Annotated in this window: 15 protein-coding genes; 11 read left to right on the forward strand and 4 right to left on the reverse strand. The window is 70.8% G+C overall.

Features of this window, described 5'->3' with window-relative positions; genetic code table 11:
* Positions 1 to 25 precede the first annotated feature (25 nt).
* Together BJ971_RS06755 and BJ971_RS06760 are read left to right on the forward strand one after the other, a co-directional pair.
* Positions 26 to 6,208, forward strand: a complete 6,183-nt coding sequence (locus BJ971_RS06755; protein WP_239087888.1) for an RHS repeat-associated core domain-containing protein — start codon at positions 26 to 28, stop codon at positions 6,206 to 6,208.
* Between the two features lie 26 nt (positions 6,209 to 6,234).
* Positions 6,235 to 6,723 (forward strand): hypothetical protein, encoded by a 489-nt coding sequence (locus BJ971_RS06760; RefSeq protein ID WP_184990813.1) that lies wholly within the window; start codon positions 6,235 to 6,237, stop codon positions 6,721 to 6,723.
* A 294-nt stretch (positions 6,724 to 7,017) separates the two neighbouring features.
* Here the strand turns inward: BJ971_RS06760 and BJ971_RS06765 are convergent, their stop codons facing one another.
* Positions 7,018 to 7,602, reverse strand: coding sequence for a TIGR03086 family metal-binding protein (locus BJ971_RS06765; protein ID WP_184990814.1), 585 nt, complete (start codon positions 7,600 to 7,602; stop codon positions 7,018 to 7,020).
* Positions 7,603 to 7,653: 51 nt separating this feature from the next.
* Here BJ971_RS06765 and BJ971_RS06770 point away from each other — a divergent pair, with 51 nt between their 5' ends.
* Positions 7,654 to 8,085, forward strand: coding sequence for a MarR family winged helix-turn-helix transcriptional regulator (locus BJ971_RS06770; protein WP_239087887.1), 432 nt, complete (start codon positions 7,654 to 7,656; stop codon positions 8,083 to 8,085).
* Here the strand turns inward: BJ971_RS06770 and BJ971_RS06775 are convergent, their stop codons facing one another.
* The 3 genes from BJ971_RS06775 to rnhA form a co-directional block, all read right to left on the reverse strand.
* Positions 8,086 to 9,609, reverse strand: coding sequence for a multicopper oxidase family protein (locus tag BJ971_RS06775; RefSeq protein WP_184990818.1), 1,524 nt, complete (start codon positions 9,607 to 9,609; stop codon positions 8,086 to 8,088). It lies immediately after the preceding gene.
* Complete coding sequence (locus tag BJ971_RS40930; protein WP_184990820.1) at positions 9,606 to 10,019, reverse strand: hypothetical protein; 414 nt, start codon at positions 10,017 to 10,019, stop codon at positions 9,606 to 9,608. Before BJ971_RS40930 ends, BJ971_RS06775 begins: the two co-directional genes overlap by 4 nt.
* 65 nt (positions 10,020 to 10,084) lie before the next feature.
* Complete coding sequence (rnhA, locus tag BJ971_RS06785; protein ID WP_184990822.1) at positions 10,085 to 10,546, reverse strand: ribonuclease HI; 462 nt, start codon at positions 10,544 to 10,546, stop codon at positions 10,085 to 10,087.
* 381 nt (positions 10,547 to 10,927) lie between these two features.
* Between rnhA and BJ971_RS06790 the strand changes: the two genes are divergently transcribed.
* From BJ971_RS06790 to BJ971_RS06825, 8 genes are all read left to right on the forward strand, one after another.
* On the forward strand, positions 10,928 to 11,842 hold the full coding sequence (locus tag BJ971_RS06790) for an ABC transporter ATP-binding protein (protein ID WP_184990824.1): 915 nt from the start codon (positions 10,928 to 10,930) through the stop codon (positions 11,840 to 11,842).
* Entirely contained in the window at positions 11,839 to 12,606 is a 768-nt protein-coding gene (locus BJ971_RS06795; protein WP_184990826.1) for an ABC transporter permease, read from the forward strand. The genes BJ971_RS06790 and BJ971_RS06795 overlap by 4 nt, the downstream gene beginning before the upstream one ends.
* Before the next feature lie 93 nt (positions 12,607 to 12,699).
* Complete coding sequence (locus BJ971_RS06800) at positions 12,700 to 13,536, forward strand: ABC transporter ATP-binding protein (RefSeq protein WP_184990828.1); 837 nt, start codon at positions 12,700 to 12,702, stop codon at positions 13,534 to 13,536.
* Complete coding sequence (locus tag BJ971_RS06805; protein WP_184990830.1) at positions 13,533 to 14,348, forward strand: ABC transporter permease; 816 nt, start codon at positions 13,533 to 13,535, stop codon at positions 14,346 to 14,348. Before BJ971_RS06800 ends, BJ971_RS06805 begins: the two co-directional genes overlap by 4 nt.
* Positions 14,306 to 15,478, forward strand: coding sequence for a sensor histidine kinase (locus tag BJ971_RS06810; protein ID WP_239087886.1), 1,173 nt, complete (start codon positions 14,306 to 14,308; stop codon positions 15,476 to 15,478). Before BJ971_RS06805 ends, BJ971_RS06810 begins: the two co-directional genes overlap by 43 nt.
* Positions 15,475 to 16,092, forward strand: a complete 618-nt coding sequence (locus BJ971_RS06815) for a response regulator (RefSeq protein ID WP_184990832.1) — start codon at positions 15,475 to 15,477, stop codon at positions 16,090 to 16,092. Before BJ971_RS06810 ends, BJ971_RS06815 begins: the two co-directional genes overlap by 4 nt.
* Positions 16,093 to 16,601: 509 nt before the next feature.
* Positions 16,602 to 18,116 carry a sugar transferase gene (locus BJ971_RS06820; protein WP_184990834.1) on the forward strand — a complete coding sequence of 505 codons (1,515 nt, stop codon included), beginning with the start codon at positions 16,602 to 16,604 and terminating at the stop codon, positions 18,114 to 18,116.
* A gap of 116 nt (positions 18,117 to 18,232) precedes the next feature.
* Positions 18,233 to 19,189: a glycosyltransferase gene (locus BJ971_RS06825; protein ID WP_184990836.1), complete on the forward strand. Its 957-nt coding sequence runs from the start codon at positions 18,233 to 18,235 to the stop codon at positions 19,187 to 19,189.
* Positions 19,190 to 19,293 lie beyond the last annotated feature (104 nt).

The following is a 19,293-nucleotide window of genomic DNA, read 5'->3' on the forward strand; positions in this document are numbered from 1 at the left end:
GCCATCGTGGTTCAGGGTCAGAGTCATGGGGTCCAGGCGACGGCGGACCCTGGCCGTAGGTTTGATCACCGCATTGCTGACCGGGACGTTCGCTGCGGTCGCCCGGCCGGCCGCAGGAGCCCTGCCGCAGCGGGCCAAGGCCCAGACATCCCAGGCGCAGGTGGTGGAGCGAGCTGACGAGGCCGCGGCGCTGATCACCGCGCGGATGACTGGGCAGAAGGTTCGGATCGCCGGGTTGACGACGGAGACCTCGGAGTTCTTTGCCCAGCCCGACGGGCAGATCACGGTCAACGTTGCCGCCGGTCCGGTCCGCACGAAGCGGGACGGTCGGTGGGTGCCGATCGACCTGACCCTGCGGCTCGCTGGGGACGGTTCAGTTCAGTCGGTCGCCGATTCGCTGAACCTGCGGATCTCCGGTGCCCGTGCCGCCGGCGGCGAACTCGCTTCGACCGGCAAGGCTGGCCGGCGCCTCGCGCTCGGCTGGCAGGGAAAGCTGCCGGCGCCTACGCTCGCCGGCACCCGGGCGACGTACCCGGATGTCGTGCCCGGGGTCGACCTCGTCGTGCAGGCGACCCGCGCCGGTTTCGAGCAGTTCTTCATCGTGAAGAGCCGGGACGCGGTGGACCGCCTGCCCGACCTCTCCCTGCCTTTGACAGGCGACAAGGTCGCCTCGTTCGTGCCCGACTCCTCCGGTGGTCTGAGCCTGCGGGACAGCAAGGGTCACACCGTCGCGGCGGTTCCCGCGCCGGAGATGTGGGACGCCCGGCGGGTCCCCGGCACGGAAGCGCCGGTGCGCCGCACGATTGTCCCCGTCAAGCGGAAGCAGGGTACGAAGTCCGCCGCACGGGCAGCCACCGGGCAGGACAAGGGCATCACCCTTACGCTCAAGCCCGACGTCACGTGGTTGAAGGACCCGGCGACGCAGTTCCCGGTCACCATCGACCCGCAGCTCAACGCGCTGTCGACGTCGTTCGACACCTACGTCCGGCAGGATGTCACCGCCGATCGCAGTGGTGCCGCCGACCTGCAGCTCGGCCTGTTCACCGGCACGCCGAACGCCAATGCGCACGCCTTCGTGCACTGGCCGGTCGCCGCTCTGGCGGGCAAGCAGATCACTGCGGCCACGGCCAACTTCTGGAGCTGGTGGTCGAACACCTGCACCCCGAGCTCGTGGGAGATTTGGACCACCGGTGCCGCGTCGTCGGCCACGCGGTGGGACAGCCAGCCGGAGTGGCTGAACTTCGAAGCGGCCTCCACCCAGTCCAAGGGCTACTCCACGGCATGCGATGACGGCTGGGTCTCCGTCGACGGTACGAGCTTCTTCCAGCGTGCCGCCACCGCCGGTCAGTCGACGGCCTACATGGGTCTGCGTGCGACGAACGAGACCACGACGGCCGGATCCAAGCTGTTCCGGTCCCGCAACGCCGATGACACCGCTCAGGTGCCGTTCGCCTCGGTCACCTACAACTCGTACCCGACGGTCGGCACCCGGTCCACGACACCGGCCACCGCCTGTGTGACCGGCGAGAACCGGCCGAAGATCAACAAGCTGACGCCGCAACTCGCCGCCGGCATCACCGACGCCGAGGGCTCAGCGGTCAAGGCCGAGTTCGAGTGGTGGGCGGTGACCGGCACCAGCAAGCTGGGCAGCACGGTGACCGGCCTGGACGCCTCCGGCACCACCTTCACCGCGGCGCCGCCCGCCGGTGCGCTGGTCAACAACAGCAGCTACAAGTGGCGGGTACGGGGCAACGACGGCATCGTCAACGGTGTGTGGTCGACGTTCTGCGAGTTCACCGTCGACACCACGGCCGTCACCACGCCGAGCGTCTCCTCGCCGCAATACGCCCAGGACGCCTGGAGCGGCGACGCCAACGTGCCGGGTCAGTTCACCTTCGACCCGAACGGCGAAGTCGACGCGGTAGCGTACGAGTACAGCCTTGACGTGCCGATCAACAAGACGATCAACGCCCCGAGCCCCGGTGCGCCGGTGACGGTCACGTTGACGCCGTTGACGCCGGGCTGGCACAACGTGCAGGTCCGCACCCGTGACGCGGCGGGCAAGGTCTCCGATATCAAGGCCTACCCGTTCAAGGTCGGATCCGCGGCCATCACGTCGCCGGAGACCGGCGACATGAGCGGCGCCAAGACGTCGATCACCGCGATTACGGCGGCCTCCATCACCAAGGCGAACTACCAGTGGCGGCGGGCCGGTTCGGATCTGTGGGTGGACATCCCCACCTCGCACGTGACCTATGCGGACGGCTCGGCGGTGGCGGCCTGGCCGATCACCGTGACGAACGGCGTCGTACCTAAGATCAACTGGGACATCGCCGCCACGCTCGCCTCGGTGGACGCCGAGTCGATCCCGCGTGACGGACCGGTGCAGCTCCGCGGAATGTTCGACGGCGGCAACGTCGACCCGATCAAGCTGAGGTTCGACCGCAACCGGGCCAGCGCGGCCACCGACGAGGTGGGCCCAGGTTCGGTGAACCTCGTCACGGGCAACTACCAGACTGGTCAGAGCGACGTCTCGATCGCCGGGCTGTCGGTGCCCCGTGTCTTCAACAGCCGCCAGACCGGTGGCGTGGACCCCCTCTTCGGTCCGGGCTGGGTGTCGAGCACGAGCGTGTCGCCGGTCGACCCGGGTTACACGAAACTGACCGTGTTCGGCAGCCTTGTTCAGGTCGGCCTGCCGGACGCCACGTCACTCGGCTTCACGAAGAAGGGTACGGCAGGCACCGACTTCGAGCCTCCGCTCGGCGCGGAGAACTACACGCTGAAGTACAGCTCCGGGACGAACGCCTACACCTTGAGCAGCGTCAGCGGTGACCGGGTGATCTTTACCCGCACCACCAACGACCCGGCCGGCGTCTATGTGCCGACGGCGTACACCCCGCCCGGCTCCGGCTCCACCACCTCGGTCGCGTGGGAGAAGGTGACGGTCAACGGGCAGACGATCATGCGGCCCACTAGGGTGCTCGCCTCGATTGCTGACGGCGTCACCTGCACCACGCTGGTCCGGGGCTGCAAGGCGCTGGAGTTCCGCTACTCCACCACCACGACCGCCACGGGAACGGCGGACGGCACCTGGGGTGCGTACGCCGGCCGGATCGCGGAGATCGCCTACACCGCGTGGGATCCCGACCTGTCCACCCCGGCGATGCGCACCATCGTGGTGTCGCGGTACGCCTTCGACAACACCGGATGGCTGCGCGCCGCCTGGGACCCGCGTCTGGACTATACGCAGAACAGCGTCGTCCGGTCCTTGCGCAGCATCTACACCTACGGCGCCAACGGGGTGCTGACCGCCATCGCACCGCCGGCCCAGGAACCGTGGCAGTTCAGCTACACGACCGTGCCGAACGACCCGGGTTCGGGCCGGCTGTCGAAGGTGACCCGATCGGCGCTGTCGGCCGGCACCTCCGTCGAGACCGTGGTTTATCAGGTACCCGTGTCCGGTGCGGGCGCGCCGTACGACCTGTCCGCGGCCCAGACCAGCCGGTGGGGTCAAACCGAGCCGCCGACCGATGCGACGGCCGTGTTCCCGCCCACCCAGGTGCCGACCGGTGATCCGGTCACCGGCACCCTGCCCAGCTCCTACGAGCGGGCAACCGTCACCTACCTGGACGCCAACGCCCGTACGGTCAACGGTGTCCAGCCCGGCGGTTACCTGAGCACCACCTGGTACGACGGTTTCGGCAACATCGTGCAGGAACTCGGTGCCGGAAACCGCCAGGCGGCCCTCAACGCCTCGACCTCGGACACCCCCGCGGTGGAGGCAGAACTGGCCCGTGCGCTGTCGGAGGCCGTCGTCTACTCGGCTGACGGACAGCGGCAGCTGGAACGGTTCGGACCGGAGCACGATGTCGTGCTGCCGAACTCCGGCACCACGGTCAAGGGAAGGGCGCACATCCGCCTGACCTACGACGAGGGCGCCCCGGAAACGGGTGGACCCTTCGACCTGGTCACCACCGAACGCACCTCGGTGAGCTACGTCAACGCCGGTCAGACCGTCGACGATGACGTGCGCACCACCACCAAGAAGTACGACTGGACGTTGCGAGCGCCGACCGTCTCGACGGTCGACCCGGGTGGCATGGAAATGATCAGCCGGACCGCATACGACACGGTCGGACGGGTGACAGCCACCACGGCGCCCGCCGGCGGAAGCGTTGACACAACGCCGTCGACCCGGCGCATCGTCTACTACACCGACGCCGCGAACACCACCCATCCCGAGTGTGGTGGCCGTCTGGAGTGGGCAGGGCTGGTCTGCCTGACCCGATCCGGCGGCGCCGCGGACACCGGTCCGGAACTGCTCACCAAGGTCGTTACGTATGACGTATACGGCCAGCTCCGGACGACCGTCGAGAAGAACAGCGGCGGCACCCGGCGCACGTCCACCGTGACGTACGACGCGGCGGGACGACCCGTGGAGCAGAGCATCTCCGCCCCCGGTCTGGGCAAGGCGCTGGAAAAGACCCGCACGGTTTACGACGCGGCCAGCGGTCAGAGCGTGCGCACCCAAACGGTCAACGCGTCCAACGTGGTGACGGCAGAGGTGATCCGGGGTTACGACACGCTGGGCCGGCCGACGTCCTACACCGACGCCGACAACAACACGTCGACGACCACCTACACCCTGCTCGGACAGCAGGCGACGAGCAACGACGGCAAGGCGACCCGTACCTACACCTACGACGGAGGTACCGAGCGGCGAGGCCTGGTGACGTCGGTGAACGACAGTCAGGCCGGCGTCTTCACCACCACGTACGACGCCAATGGTGCCTCGGTGGCCGAGGCGTGGCCCAACGGGCTCGCGATCACGCGCACCTACGACCCGGCCGGCACGCCGACCAAGGTGGCGTACGGCCGGCCCGGCTGTGGCCAGCCCACCTGTGGTCTCTACTTCGACGCGGCCGGCTACGGCATCCACGGCCAGAAGCGGTGGTCCAGCAACACCTTCGCCTACCAGGTCCTCGACTACGACCGCTCCGGCCGGCTGGAGATGGTCAAGGAGACCAAGGGCGGCAGCTGCGCCGTCCGCAAGTACGGTTTCGACGAGGCCACCAACCGCACCTCGCTGACGAGCTATGCGCCAGCGGCCAACGGCACGTGCCAGACGACGACCGTGGCGGCGACGAGGACATCGACCTACGACAACGCCGACCGGGCCACCACCGCCGGTTACAGCTACGACGCACTGGGCCGGACCACCACGACACCGGCCGCGGAGACCGCCAACCCCACCGGCGGGAATGTGACCGTTGCTTACCACGCCAACGACATGGTGAGCACGATCACTCAGAGTGGTCGTACCACCGACTACACGTTGGACGTCACAGGCTCGCGGGTGCGGTCCTGGACGGACAACATCACGGGCACCGCCGTACGGGCCACCCATCACTACACCGACGACGGTGACAACCCGGCGTGGACGCAGGAAACGGCTACCCGCTTCAGCCGGGTGGTGGCGGGACTGGGCGGCATGGCGGCCCTGTTCAACAGCACCGGTTCGGTGCTGGACTGGCAGCTCAGCAACCTCAACGGCGACATCGTGGCGGGCATCAACGGCAGCAGTGCCGGCCTCACCACCACCCGCGATTTCGACGAGTACGGGACCCCGCGCAACACCGCCGAGACCGGGAAGCTGCGCTACGGCTGGCTCGGCCAGGCTCAACGGGCATCCGATGCGCCGGCCGGCATGACGCTGATGGGCGCCCGGGTGTACAACCCGTCCAGCGGTCGGTTCCTGTCGACCGATTCCGTGCACGGCGGTAACGCGAACGCCTACGACTACGCCAGCGGTGACCCGATCAACAAGCACGACGTCTCGGGTCAGATGGGTTGCTGGCGCACGACCGGTTGGTCCACCAGAAAGTGGAACTACTGGTGGGGCGGTTGGGGCGGCTATCGCGCCAGCACGAACTACCGCTGCTCGTTCTCGAACAGCGACATGAAGTGGATCGCCAGATTCGGCTTCATCTGGGCGATTGTCGGCATCGTCGTCGGTCTCTTCTTCATACCCGCAGGCGCGGCCTTCGAGGTCGCGGCCATAGCGCTGGCCTGGGCGTGGTGGGAGTACGAGCAAGCGTGCCCCCGCAAGCGCGGCGGATACTACGGCGGCCAAGTCCGTATCTACTACAACAAGAATTGGCGCTTCCAGTGGGCGGCCAACAAAAACAGATACCTCACGTGTAAGTGACGGGACGTAGACAGATGGGCTCTAAGGTGGATGTGTGGTTGGCTGGCTCAACGGTGGCGCAACTGACGCCGCCGCCCGAATCAATCATCGACGGTGACCCGGCAGCGACCGTGGTGCGCATCTGCTGCCTGCGTCGAGAGGGAATGAGCGGGTTGGAGGTGAGCGTCGCGGTCGACGAGGCCACCGCCGGCCGGTTCACCCGGGCATGTCTACTCGAAACCATCTGGAAGCAGAGGGTGCTGCCGGCGATCCTGCTGGTATTGGCATTGACCGTCGTAGGATTCGTTATCGACGCGGTAATAAACGACTCGGAGTTGCTGGGGGTGTTTCTCCTGCTGGCATTCGTCCTGGCAGGCGTCACCTTCGGCGGCAGGTTCGCGCTGATCCTGCTGCGCTCACGGCACCATCCGAAATTGCTGAACAACAGCGATGTTCTCATTCGCGACGTCGACCCGAGCACCGCCCGAAGGTGGGCGGATCTCAATCCAGCGGGCGCCATCACGATAAGGAACTAGCGAAGCAGCACAGGCGGGCGTCGTCGGTCGAGAGACCGGCGGCGCCCGTCGCGCTGTGCCGTCGGCGGCGATGTCCTCGGCAGTGGCGGGCCGGTAAGCCGCAGCTGACCGGTTCACCTCACCGGCCGACTTCAACTCCCAACTGCAGGACTGGCTGGTGCTGGCGAACAACTGGGCCGGATCCGGTCCTGGATAGCCGACTGGAACAGCGATCCACGACCGTTAATCTGCACCGAACCGCTGAAGAGATCCTCAATCACTCGCCCGACAGCGGCGAATTTCCGGCGCGGCACACTAGCGGCGGGGTACGACATCGCGGCCGAGGAGCGTGAGAATCCGATCCAGCGGGGAGCCGCCGGGGTCCGGCAGGCGGGGCGCGAAGGCAGCGCCCGGCCCCAGCCGGCTCGGGCCGTCCGGCACCGCCTCGGCGATCGGCAGGGCGGCGGCGAGCACGTCGTCCGGCAGCGCGTAGCCGACGCCGAGCGCGCTCGCCACGTCCCAGCCGTGCACCACGTTGTCGACCAGGTGGAAGCCGATGGCGAGCCGCCGGGGTATCGGCGTCGCCGCGATCTCGGGCAGCAGGAGGTCGAGGTCGTTCGCGGCGAAGGCGTCGATGGCCGCCTCGGCCGCCTCCGCGTACGCGCGTGCGTGGTCGTCGGCGAGCGGCCGGGGTTCCCAGACGCCCGGGTCGTCGCCGTGCCCCGCCGCGGCGGCGGCGAAGCCGCGGTGCTGGGCCGTCATGTGTGCCAGGAGCGCGGCGAGGTCCCATTCCGCGCACGGCGTCGGGCGGGACAGGTCCGAGCGGGAGATCCGGCCGACGACGGTCACGCTCGCGCGCACCGCCCGCTCGTCGCAGGACAACAGGTCAATGGTATGCATGTGCTTACCATCTGCGTCCGTACACGATATGTCAAGGTGTATGTTCCGGCCGTGACCGGACCGGAGAGCGATCGCCCCGACCTCGCCGCCATGGCCGCGCGGCTGGCCCGGTCGCTGGTCGCGGCCGAGCGGCCGGTGCTCGCCGCGCACGACGTGTCGATGTGGGGCTACGTCGTGCTCGGCGCGCTGGCCGACGAGCCGATGCGCACCCAGGCCGCGCTCGCGCGGGCCATCGGCGCGGACAAGACCCGGATCATCGGGACCCTCGACGAGTTGCAGGAGCGCGCCCTTATCGAGCGCGAGCCCGACCCCGACGACCGGCGGGTGCGGCTGCTGCGGCTGACGCCGGCCGGGCGGCACCTGTACGCCGCGGTGCGCGCGGACATCCGGGCCGGCGAGGAGCGTCTCCTGGCCGGCCTGGCCGAGGCGGACCGGCGCACGTTCCTGCGCGTGCTGCGCCGCCTCGACCCCGCCGACGGCTGATCAGACGACGTCGAAGTTCGCCATCATCGCCATGTCCTCGTGCTCGAGGTTGTGGCAGTGCAGCATGTAGCGGCCGCGGTGCCCGGCGAACCGCACAAGCACCTCGACCGCCTCGTACGGCCGGACGTCCACGGTGTCCTTCCACCCGCCCTCCCACGGCTCCGGGCTCCGTCCGCTGCGCGACAGCACCTGGAAGTGTCCGAGGTGCACGTGCACCGGGTGGTGGAAGTCGCTGGTGAAGCGCCACAGCTCGACCGTGCCGAGCCGCGGCGCGGCGAGCGAGCCGGCCGGGTCGTACGGCCGATTGTTGATCTGCCACCGGCCGCCGCCGAAGCGGAAGTCGAACTGGCGCACCCGTGCCGCGTCCGCGCGGGTCAGCACCGGCACCCGCGAGAGCCGGGCGGGAACCCGGCTGTCGTCCTTCGCCTTCCGGGTGACGACGAAGCGCATGATCTCGCCGGCCGGTCCCGCCCCGAAGCCGTTGCGCAGCGTCACCTCGGTGCCGATCGGGTACGCGGAGAAGTCGACGAGCACGTCGCAGCGTTCGCCCGGCGACAGGACGACCTCAGGGAGCGTGACCGGCGCCGCCAGCAGGCCGTCGTCGGTGCCGATCTGGACCAGCTCCGCGCCGGAGGAGAGCCCGAGCCGGTAGCGGCGGGCGTTCGAGGCGTTGACCAGCCGCAGCCGGTACCGGACGTTCGCCACCTCGTGGCGCGGCCAGGCGACCCCGTTGACCAGGATGACGTCGCCGAAGAGCCCGGAGAGGAACTCGCCGCCGGCGCCGGGTGACGCCATCGACATGTCCCGCATCGGGTAGCGCAGCGAGCCGTCGGCCTCGAACGCGCGGTCGCAGATCAGCAGCGGCAGGTCCCGGTCGCCGCGCGGCAGCGGCAGCGCGTCCTCCTCGTCGTCCGAGATGATCATCATGCCGGCGAGGCCGCGCCACACCTGCGGCGCGGTGAAGTCCATCCGGTGGTCGTGGTACCAGAGCGTCGCCGCCCGCTGCCCGATCGGGTAGCGGTAGTCGCGGCTCACCTCGTGCACCCGCGCACCCGCGCCGTGCTGGTGCGGCGGGGCGGGGGAGTAGCCGGCCGGGGTGGTCAGGTCCATCGGGAAGCCGTCGGAGTCCGCCGGGGTGACGCCGCCGTGCAGGTGGGTCGAGGTCGGCACGGGCAGCTCGTTGCGCATGGTCACGGTGAGCGGGCGGCCGCGGCGGGCGCGGATGGTCGGGCCGGGGAAGATGCCGTCGTAGCCCCAGATCGTCGTGGTGCGGTCCGGCAGCAGGCGGGCCTCGGCGACGCGCTGCGTGATGACGATGTGCTCGCCGGCCGAGTTGCTCAGCGCCGGCCGGGCGACGGGCGGGATCGCCAGCGGCGTGCGGAAGCGTTCCGGCAGGGGCACCGCGCTGGTCAGCAGCGATCCGGTGCCGGGGCCGTCCGCGGGCCGCCCGCAGCCGGCGAGCGCGGCCACCCCGGCGGCGCCGGCCAGGCCGAGCAGGCCGCGCCGCGACACACCAGCGGTCACGAGGAGTTGCCGGCGGCGAGGGCGGGCGCGGGGCGGTATGCGAAGGCCCACCAGGTCAGCGCCGAGGTCAGGGCCATGACGGTCATGCCGAGCGGGATGTGCAGCCCGACCTGCCGGGCGAAGCCGAGGCCGACCTGCATCACGATCGCCCACCACAGCGCGACGCTGAACGCGATCGGCCACCACGGTCCGCGGCCCGGGCGGACCAGCAGGATCGTCGCGGGCAGCAGGGCCGCCGAGGTGAGCACGAGCAGGATCGCGTTCGCGCTGTGCAGGCCCAGCAGCTTCACGTTGCCGGTGACGAAGCCGCCGGCCAGGGCCGCCTGGGTGAGCACCTGGAGCAGCAGGACGACGGTGAGCGTACGGATGACGGCGATGGGCCATCGGCGGGCGGGTCTGATCTCTGGCACGAGCCCATCGTGGGGTTGCGGCCGGTTTTCCGGATCCGGGTCCGTACGTAGGGGTGCCCCGGGTTTCAGCCGGTGGCGAGCGCCTCCTGGAGGCCCCGGGCGGCGAGCCGGTCGGCGCGCTCGTTCTCCGGGTGACCCGCGTGGCCCTTTACCCAGTGCCACTGCACGTCGTGCCGGCGCACCGCGGCGTCGAGGCGCTGCCACAGGTCGACGTTCTTGACCGGCTGCCGGGCCGAGGTCTGCCAGCCGTTCGTCTTCCACCGGGGCATCCACTTGGTGATGCCGTCGCGCACGTAGATGCTGTCGGTGTAGAGCAGGACGGTCAGCGGCGCGCGGGTCAGGCTCTCGAGGGCGCTGATCGGCGCCATGAGCTCCATCCGGTTGTTCGTCGTCGTCCCGGCCTCGCCGCCGCAGAGTTCCTTCTCGGTGGTGCCCCAGCGCAGGACGGCGCCCCAGCCGCCGGGTCCCGGATTGGGGATGCACGCACCATCGGTGTAGATCTCCACCGGAGTGGCCAGCGCTGTCATGGCCAGAACCCTACCCACCCGTTGGGTGTCAGGCCGCCGGTGCAGGCTCCTCCGGAGTGACCAGGGCTGTTGTCCGAAGCCCTGCCGAGGACGGGGTGTCAGGCCGCCGGTGCAGGCCCCTCCGGAGTGACCAGGGCTGTTGTCCGAAGCCCTGCCGAGAACGGGTGTCAGGCCGCCGGGCCGGGGCCTGCGTGACGCCGCAGGCGCATCCGGGGGGAACCGGTACCGGACCGGCGGCCTGCCCCCGCAATACCGGGAGCCTCTGGGAGCGCTCCCAGCCTCAGCCTAGCGAACTCCGGCGAGTGCGCAAGGCATGGGTGCAAAGCCACACCGTTCGGAGCCGTCCGAGCGGTGTCCGCCCCAGTCGGTACAGTTTCGGCCATGCGCGAAGCAGCCGTCGAGGTGCAGGACGTCGTCGTCAGATACGGCGGCGTCGTCGCCGTCGACGGCGTGTCGCTCACCGTGCCGCGCGGGTCGATCCTCGCCCTGCTCGGCAACAACGGCGCCGGCAAGACCAGCCTGCTCCAGGTCTGCGAGGGCTTCCGCGGCCCCGACGCCGGCTCGGCCCGGGTGCTCGGCCTCGACCCCGTCGCCGACCACGACGAGCTCATGCCGCGGCTCGGCATCATGCTCCAGTCCGGCGGCGTCTACCCGTGGGCGACGGCCGGCGAGATCCTGCGCCTCTTCGCCTCCTTCGCCGCGAACCCGCTCGACACCGACATGCTGCTGGACCGCCTCGGCCTGCGGAAGTTCGCCAAGACGACGTTCCGCCGGCTCTCCGGCGGCGAGCAGCAGCGGCTGTCGCTGGCCCTCGCGCTGGTCGGCCGGCCCGAGCTGGTCTTCCTCGACGAGCCGACCGCGGGCATGGACGTCGGCGCCCGCCAGACCACCTGGGAACTGGTGGAGAACCTGCGCGCGGACGGCGTCTCGGTGCTGCTCACCACCCACCTGCTCGACGAGGCCGAGAGCCTCGCCGACCACGTGGTCATCATGGACGGCGGCGTGGTCGCGGCCACCGGCACGCCGGCCGAGCTCACGGCCGCGGCCGGCATCGACCTCCTCCGGGTACGCGCGGACGCCGGCCTCGCGGTCGCCGACCTCGCCGCGCGCGTCTGCGCGAAGGTCACCGAGAGCTCACCGGGTGAGTACGAGATCGCCGGCGCCCTGGACACGGCCGCGATCGCGGCGGCGCTCGGCTGGTTCGCCGCCGAGGGCGCCCAGGTCACCGCCGTGGACACCCGCCGCCGCACCCTCGAAGACGTCTATCTGGCCCTGACCGCGGGAGCAGCGCGATGAACCCGAGCGCCGGAACCTTCACCCCCGCCCCCGGCCGGGCGCCCCTGCGCACCGTCCTGCTGCGGCAGATCCGCATGGAGCTGGTGCTCACCGCGCGCCGGGGCGAGGCCCTGGTGCTCGCCATGGGCGTACCCCTGCTGGTCCTGCTCGGCGCGGGCCTGACCCGCGCGACGAACCTGCCGACCGACGACCGCCTGGGCTACGTCGTGCCCGGCGTCCTCGCCCTGACGGTGATGTCGACGGCCTTCACCGGCCAGGCGATCACCACCGGCTACGAGCGCGGCTACGGCGTCCTCAAGCGCCTCGGCGCGTCCCCGCTCACCCGCCCCGGCCTGCTGCTGGCCAAGACCGTGGCGATCCTGTGCCTGGTCGGCCTCCAGCTGATCGCCCTCGCGGCGGTCGGCGTCATCGCCGGCTGGCGCCCGGAGCTCGCGCAGCTGCCGGCCGCGCTCGCCGTGACCGTGCTGGCCACGGCCGCCTACTGCGGCCTGGCGCTGCTGATCGCCAGCGTGCTGCGGCCGGAGACGACCACGGCGGCCGCCACCCTGATCTACGTGCTCATGCTGGCGGCCGGCGGCATCATGTTCGCCGCGCCCGACCTCGGCACCGCCGGCCACTTCCTGCTCCCGCTCGCCGCGCACGCCGAGGCCCTGCGCGCCACCCTGACCGAAGGCGCCTCCGTGCCGGCGAGCATCTGGCTCAGCCTCACCGTCTGGGCCGCGGCCGCGCTCACCGCGGCCGCACGCTGGTTCCGCTGGGAGTGACGTCACGGGGCGGGTGTCCGTCGAACGGTGGACACCCGGTGACCACCGCGCGGTCGTCCCGGCGGGACCCCGCCGGACGCGATGCTCTTCCGCATGACAGCCATCGAGGCGCGCGGCCTCCGCAAGGCGTACGGCGGGCATGAGGCCGTAGCCGGCATCGACCTCGCCATCCCGAACGGCGAGGTGTTCGCCCTGCTCGGGCCGAACGGCGCCGGGAAGACCACCACCGTCGAGATTCTCGAGGGGCACCGCCGGCGCGACGCCGGCGAGATCCGGGTGCTCGGCACCGATCCCGCCGGGGCGGGGCGGGCCTGGCGCGCCCGGATCGGCATCGTGGCGCAGTCGGCGACCGACGTCGCCGACCTCACCGTCGGCGAGACCGTCCGGCACATCGCCGGGTGCTATCCCCGGCCCCGGCGCGCCGCCGAGGTCATCGACCTGGTCGGCCTCGCGGACAAGACCCGGGCCAGGGTACGGACGCTGTCGGGCGGTCAGCGGCGCCGCCTCGACGTCGCGCTCGGCATCGTCGGGCGTCCCGAGGTCCTCTTCCTCGACGAGCCGACCACCGGCTTCGACCCGCAGGCCCGCCGGCAGTTCTGGGAGCTGGTCCGGGTGCTGGCCGCCGAGGGCACCACGATCCTGCTCACCACCCACTATCTCGACGAGGCGGAGGCGCTCGCCGACCGGCTGGCGGTCATCGCCGGCGGGGTCGTCGTGGCCGAGGGCACCCCGGCAACGCTCGGCGGCCGGTCCGCTGCGGGCGTCGTCGTCTCGTGGGCCGGCGCGGACGGCCCGCGGATGGAGCACACCGACGACCCGACCGCGCTGATCGGCCGGCTCGCGGCCGCGGGCACCGACCTCAGCGCGCTCTCCGTCACCCGGCCGAGCCTCGAGGACACCTACCTGACCCTGATCGGAGAGGCGCGATGACCGCCGCGACGCTGCCGTCCACCGCCCGGACCGGGCTGCGCCGGGGTGGGATCGAGCTCCTGCAGTTCGTCCGGGACCGGACCGCGATGATCTTCAGCTTCTTCTTCCCGGCGCTCCTCCTGCTGCTGTTCGGGACGATCTTCTCCGGCGAGTACGACCACCCCGGCCTCGGCGCGGCGCGGGTCTTCTCGGCCAGCATGATCGCGTACGGGATCGTGTCCACGTCGTTCATCACCATGGGCGTCGGCATCGCCAGTGACCGCGAGGACGGCACGCTCAAGCGGCTGCGCGGCACGCCGGTCACCGCCACCGCGTACTTCATCGGCAAGCTCGTCCTGGTCGCGGCCCTGACCGCCGCCGAGGTGGTCGCGCTGCTGGCCGTCGGGGTGTTCGTCTTCGACGTGCCGCTGCCGACGGATGCCGGCCGGTGGCTCACGTTCGGCTGGCTCTTCGCGCTGTCGGTCGTCGCCTGTGGACTGCTCGGCATCGCCGCCAGCGCGCTGGTGCGCTCGGCCCGGACGGCCGGTGCCGTGCTCAACGCACCGGTGGTCGCGCTGCAGTTCCTCTCCGGCGTCTTCATCCACCCGATCACGCAGCTGCCGGACTGGATGATCACGGTGGCGTCGATCTTCCCGGTGAAGTGGATGGCGCAGGGCTTCCGCTCGGTGTTCCTGCCGGACACCGCGGTCGGCCTCGAGGCCGGTGGCGCCTGGGAGCTGGGCCGGGTCGCGTTGGTCCTGTCCTGCTGGTGTGTGGTCGGATTGGTGCTATGCCTGCTGAGCTTCCGCTGGAGGGAACGGCGCGGGGCATGACGCCGCCGGACCGCCAGGAGGCCGTCGAGCGCTGGTCGTACCTCTGGTACCTCTGCTATGCCGTCGTCACTCTCGCGGTGGCGGCGGCGGTGCTCGCCCAGTCCGAGACCCCGGCCGCCTACCGGGCCGTCGCGGTCGCCGCGATCGCGGCGACCGCCATCCTGTACGCGTTCTGGGGTCGCCGTCCGGACGCCGGCGCGGCGTTCGTCGTCGCGATCCTGGTGGCCTTCGCGGTCGGCACGTTCGCGGTGCCGACGGTCAGCTACCTGCTCTTCGCGCTCTCCCCGCTGATCTTCATGGTCCTCGGCATCCGTCCCGCCATTGTGGCGGTCGTCTGCGCGAACCTGCTGCCGCTCGCCGCCGGCTGGCTGCACTTCGGCGCCGGCTTCCTCACCCATCTCGGGCCGATCTTCGTGATGTCGGCCGCCGTCGCGGTCTGGCTCGGCGTCTGGATCAACCGGATGTCCGAGCAGAGCGCCGAGCGGGCCGCCCTGATCGCGGAGCTGGAGAGCAGCCGCGCCGAGGTCGCGCGGCTGTCGCACGAGGCCGGCGTCGCCGCCGAGCGGACCCGGCTGGCCGGCGAGATCCACGACACCCTCGCGCAGGGCTTCACCAGCATCATCACGCTGTTGCAGGCCGCCGACCCCGGGCTCGCCGACGAGCGGCTCGCGCTGGCCGTGCGTACCGCCCGGGAGAACCTGGCCGAGTCGCGGTCCCTGGTCGCGGCCCTGGCACCGTCCGCGCTGGCCGCCGGCTCGCTGCCCGATGCCGTACGCCGGCAGACGGCCCGCTTCACGGAGGAGACCGGGACGGCGGCGACGTGCCGGATCACCGGTACGGCCCGGGCACTGCCGACCGCGGTCGAGGTCGTGCTGCTGCGCGCCGCGCAGGAGGCCCTGGCCAACGCCCGCCGGCACGCGGACGCGGAGAACGTGGCGGTGCTGCTGGCGTTTGGCGCGGACCGGGTCCGGCTGGTGGTCCGCGACGACGGCCGCGGGTTCGAGCCCGCGACGGCGCACGGCTTCGGGGTGGCCGGCATGCGGGCCCGGGCCGAGCAGGTGAACGGCACGGTGACGGTGCACAGTGACCCGGGCACCGGCACCGTCGTCGAGGTCGAGGTGCCGGCGTGATCCGGCTGATCCTGGTCGACGACCATCCGGTGGTCCGGCACGGGCTGCGCGGCATGCTGGAGGCGGAGCCGGATCTGACCGTGGTCGGCGAGGCGGCGTCCGGTCCGGACGGTGTCGCGCTCGCGGCCGAGCTGCGGCCGGACATCGTGCTGATGGACCTCCGGATGCCCGGCGGCGACGGGGTGGAGGCCACCGCGCGGATTCTCGCGACCGTGCCCGGCGTACGCGTGCTGGTGCTGACCACCTACGAGTCGGATCGCGACATCCTGCGCGCGATCGAGGCCGGGGCCGGCGGATATCTGCTGAAGGACGCCTCGCCGGGCGAGCTGGCCGCCGCCGTCCGGGCCGCCGCCCGCGGCGAGACCGTGCTCGCGCCCAGCGTCGCCTCCACCCTGGTCCGTCAGGTACGCGGCCCGGCGCCGCCGGCGCTGTCCGCCCGGGAGGCGCAGGTGCTGGGCCTGGTGGCGCAGGGACTTACCAACGCGGACATCGGCCGCGCGCTGTTCATCACGGAGGCCACGGTGAAGACGCACCTGCTGCGCGCCTTCGCCAAGCTGGAGGTCACCGACCGCACCGCCGCCGTGACGCGGGCGATGGGCCTCGGCCTGATCTGACCTTGACGCACCGCTCCACTGTCAAGTGGGCCGATCGATGGGCGTGTCTCACAGGCGACTAGTTTCCTCCAACCTGGAGGACGACGCGGCCGGCCCGGACATCGATGATCCTGGCTGCCCCGCGGACGCGCTCCGAATCGGCTGTGTTACGGTGCGACGCCACAGGTTCATCTACCGGACAAATCATAGGCGCCAATGCGTGAGGAATCGGACAATGGTTCGCGTGCGCCGCAGACTTCCGCCACCATCGGCACGCCTGCTATTTTGTCCGCTGTAGACCTGAGTTAACCTGCAATGCACGTTGATGCCGTCCGATCCGGCATCAGAAAACTACGTTGAGCTTCGTTAAACATTTCTCGCCGGGGGTCGGTATTCTCCTGAACCTCGTCTAGCCTTCACCGCCTGAGTGTCCTTGCGCTTTGCAGTTCAGGGCCAAGGGTTGGGGGCGTGGCAACAGTGTGCGTGAAATTGCCGAGTGGGCGTGGGGTCTCACTGGAGGCAGGGGCGTCGTGACAACGACGGAAACGGCGGCGGACAGCGCCGCGACCGGACCGATTCCAACTACCGAGTATTCCGGATTCACCGAGCGGGACCTCGGTGTCTCCGGCGAACGGGCGCACGCCGACCGCTGGGTGTGGGAGGCCCGCTACGTCAAGCTGCTCCTGGTCATCGACTTCGGGGCGACGCTGATCGCCACGCTCGCCGCGTTCGTGCTGCGCTTCCAGGGCGCGCCGTACGCGGACTGGTACCTGGTGCTCTCGGCGCTGATTCCGCCGGTGTGGGTCGGGCTGCTGGCGATCACGCACGCCTACGAGCGACGGGTGCTCTTCATGGGCGGCGAGGAGTACCAACTGGTGCTCCGCGCCGGAGTACGCCTCACGCTCGGTATCGCCCTAGCGTCCTATGTGGCCAACGCGGACCTCGCGCGCGGCTACCTGTCCATCGCCCTCGTGCTGACCACCGTGCTCTCGCTGGCCGGCCGCTTCGTGCTGCGCAAGGTGCTGCACCGGGCTCGCCGGCGCGGCGCCTGCATGCACCGGGTGCTGGTGCTCGGCCACGCCTCGGCCGTCGCGCAGATGACCGGCCAGCTGCACCGCCGTTCGCATCACGGCCTCCAGGTCGTCGGCGCCTGCCTGCCCGACGATCAGCTCGGCGACCCGGCGCGGATCGTCGACGTGCCGGTCTTCGGCGCCCTGACCGCGGCCGCCAACTCGGCGGCGGCGGCCGGCGCGGACACCGTCATGGTGCTGTCCTGCCCGGAGCTCGACGGCCCGATGCTGCGCCGCCTCGCCTGGGAGCTCGAGCGCGACGACATCGACCTGATGGTCTCGTCGTCGCTGGTGGACACCGCCGGCGACCGCATCACCGTCCGCCCGGTCGACGGGCTGCCGATGATGCACATCGAGCACCCCCGGCTCTCCGGTGGGCGGCGGCTCATCAAGTCGGTGTTCGACATCTCGGGCGCCGCGCTGCTGCTTCTGCTGCTCATGCCGCTGTTCCTGCTGGTCGCGCTCGTCGTCCGGCTGGACAGCGGCGGACCGGTGTTCTTCCGCCAGGTCCGGGTCGGCCGCGGCGGTGAGTCGTTCCGGATGTACAAGTTCCGGACGATGCACGCCGACGCCGAGGCCCGCCTCGAGGCGATGCGCCGGCAGAACGAGGCCGCCGGGGTGCTGTTCAAACTGCGTGACGACCCGCGGGTCACCCGGTCCGGGCGCATCCTGCGCCGGTACTCGATCGACGAGTTGCCCCAGCTGATCAACGTGCTGCTGGGTGAGATGTCGCTGGTCGGGCCGCGCCCGCCGCTGCCGAGCGAGGTCGAGCGGTATCCGCAGGACATGCGGCGGCGGCTGGTGGTCAAGCCCGGCATGACCGGGCTCTGGCAGGTGAGCGGGCGCTCGGACCTGTCCTGGGAGGACTCGATCCGGCTCGACCTGCGGTACGTGGAGAACTGGTCGCTCACGGTCGACCTGGTGATCCTCATGCGGACCGCCACGGTGGTCATGCGGGGCGCGGGCGCCTACTGACCGGCGCGTGGGGCGCCGTTGCAAGGTTGTCGGTTTCATGCGGTCGGGACGCCGCGGGATGGGGATTGTTCGGTGGTACTGCTCTACTTCGTCGCCGCGTTCGTGCGAACCGCGCCGTGACGACGCTGCTCGTCGCCTCCACCGGTGGCCACCTGGCCGAGCTGCACGATCTCCGGCCGCGGCTCGGCGTCGAGGACCGCCGATGGGTCACCTTCGACAGCCCGCAGAGCCGCTCGCTGCTCGACGGCGAGGACGTGGTCTACGTCCCGCCGGCGACCAGCCGGGACCTGGTCGGCGCGGTCCGCGACCTGCTCGTCGCCCGGAGGATGTTCCGGTCCGAGCGCTACGAGCAGGTGATCAGCACCGGAGCCAGCGTCGCGATGGCGTTCTTCGTGCCGGCGACCTCGGCCGGGGTGCCGTGCTCCTATATCGAGAGTGCGACCCGTACCCGGGGGCCGTCGCTGACCGGCCGGCTCGCCGCCCGGGTGCCGCGCGCCCGCCTCTACACGCAGTACCCGGGGTGGGCCGATGCCACCTGGCGCTACGGCGGGTCCATCTTCGACGCGTTCGACGCCGAGCCGATCGCGGCGCCCCGCCAGGTCCGCAAGGTCGTGGTGACCCTCGGTACGCACGAGCGCTACACCTTCCCGCGCCTGCTCAATCATCTCGTTACCCTCCTGCCGCCGGATTGGGACGTCCTGTGGCAGGTTGGTTCGACCGTTATCGATAGAATGCCCGCCGAAGCCCGAAAGCAGGTGCCCCTCGCCGAGATGCGGCAGGCGCTCGCCGAGGCCGACGTCGTCATCTCGCACGCCGGCGTCGGCTCCGCACTGGCGGCGATGCAGGCCGGCAAGCGGGCGCTGTACGTGCCGCGCCGCAGGGCGTTCGGCGAGCACGTCGACGACCACCAGGTCGAGATGGCACGGGAGTTGGAAGGCAGGAGGCTGGTCGTGGCTCGGGAGGCGGAGGAGGTCGGTCTCGCGGATCTCGAGGAGGCGGCCGCCTGGTCGGTACGGGCCAGCCCGGCCGTGGCGCCGTTCCGGCTGGCCCCGTTCCGGCTGGCTCCGTCGTGAATGCACGATTCGGCCGCGTCCTTGTGCATACATGTCTGTCCGATAGACAAGGTCATCGTCCGGAAGGTCGATAGCGCGACCGGCGGGGCCGCACCAGGCTTCGT

Source organism: Amorphoplanes digitatis (genome assembly GCF_014205335.1).
GTDB lineage: Bacteria > Actinomycetota > Actinomycetes > Mycobacteriales > Micromonosporaceae > Actinoplanes > Actinoplanes digitatus.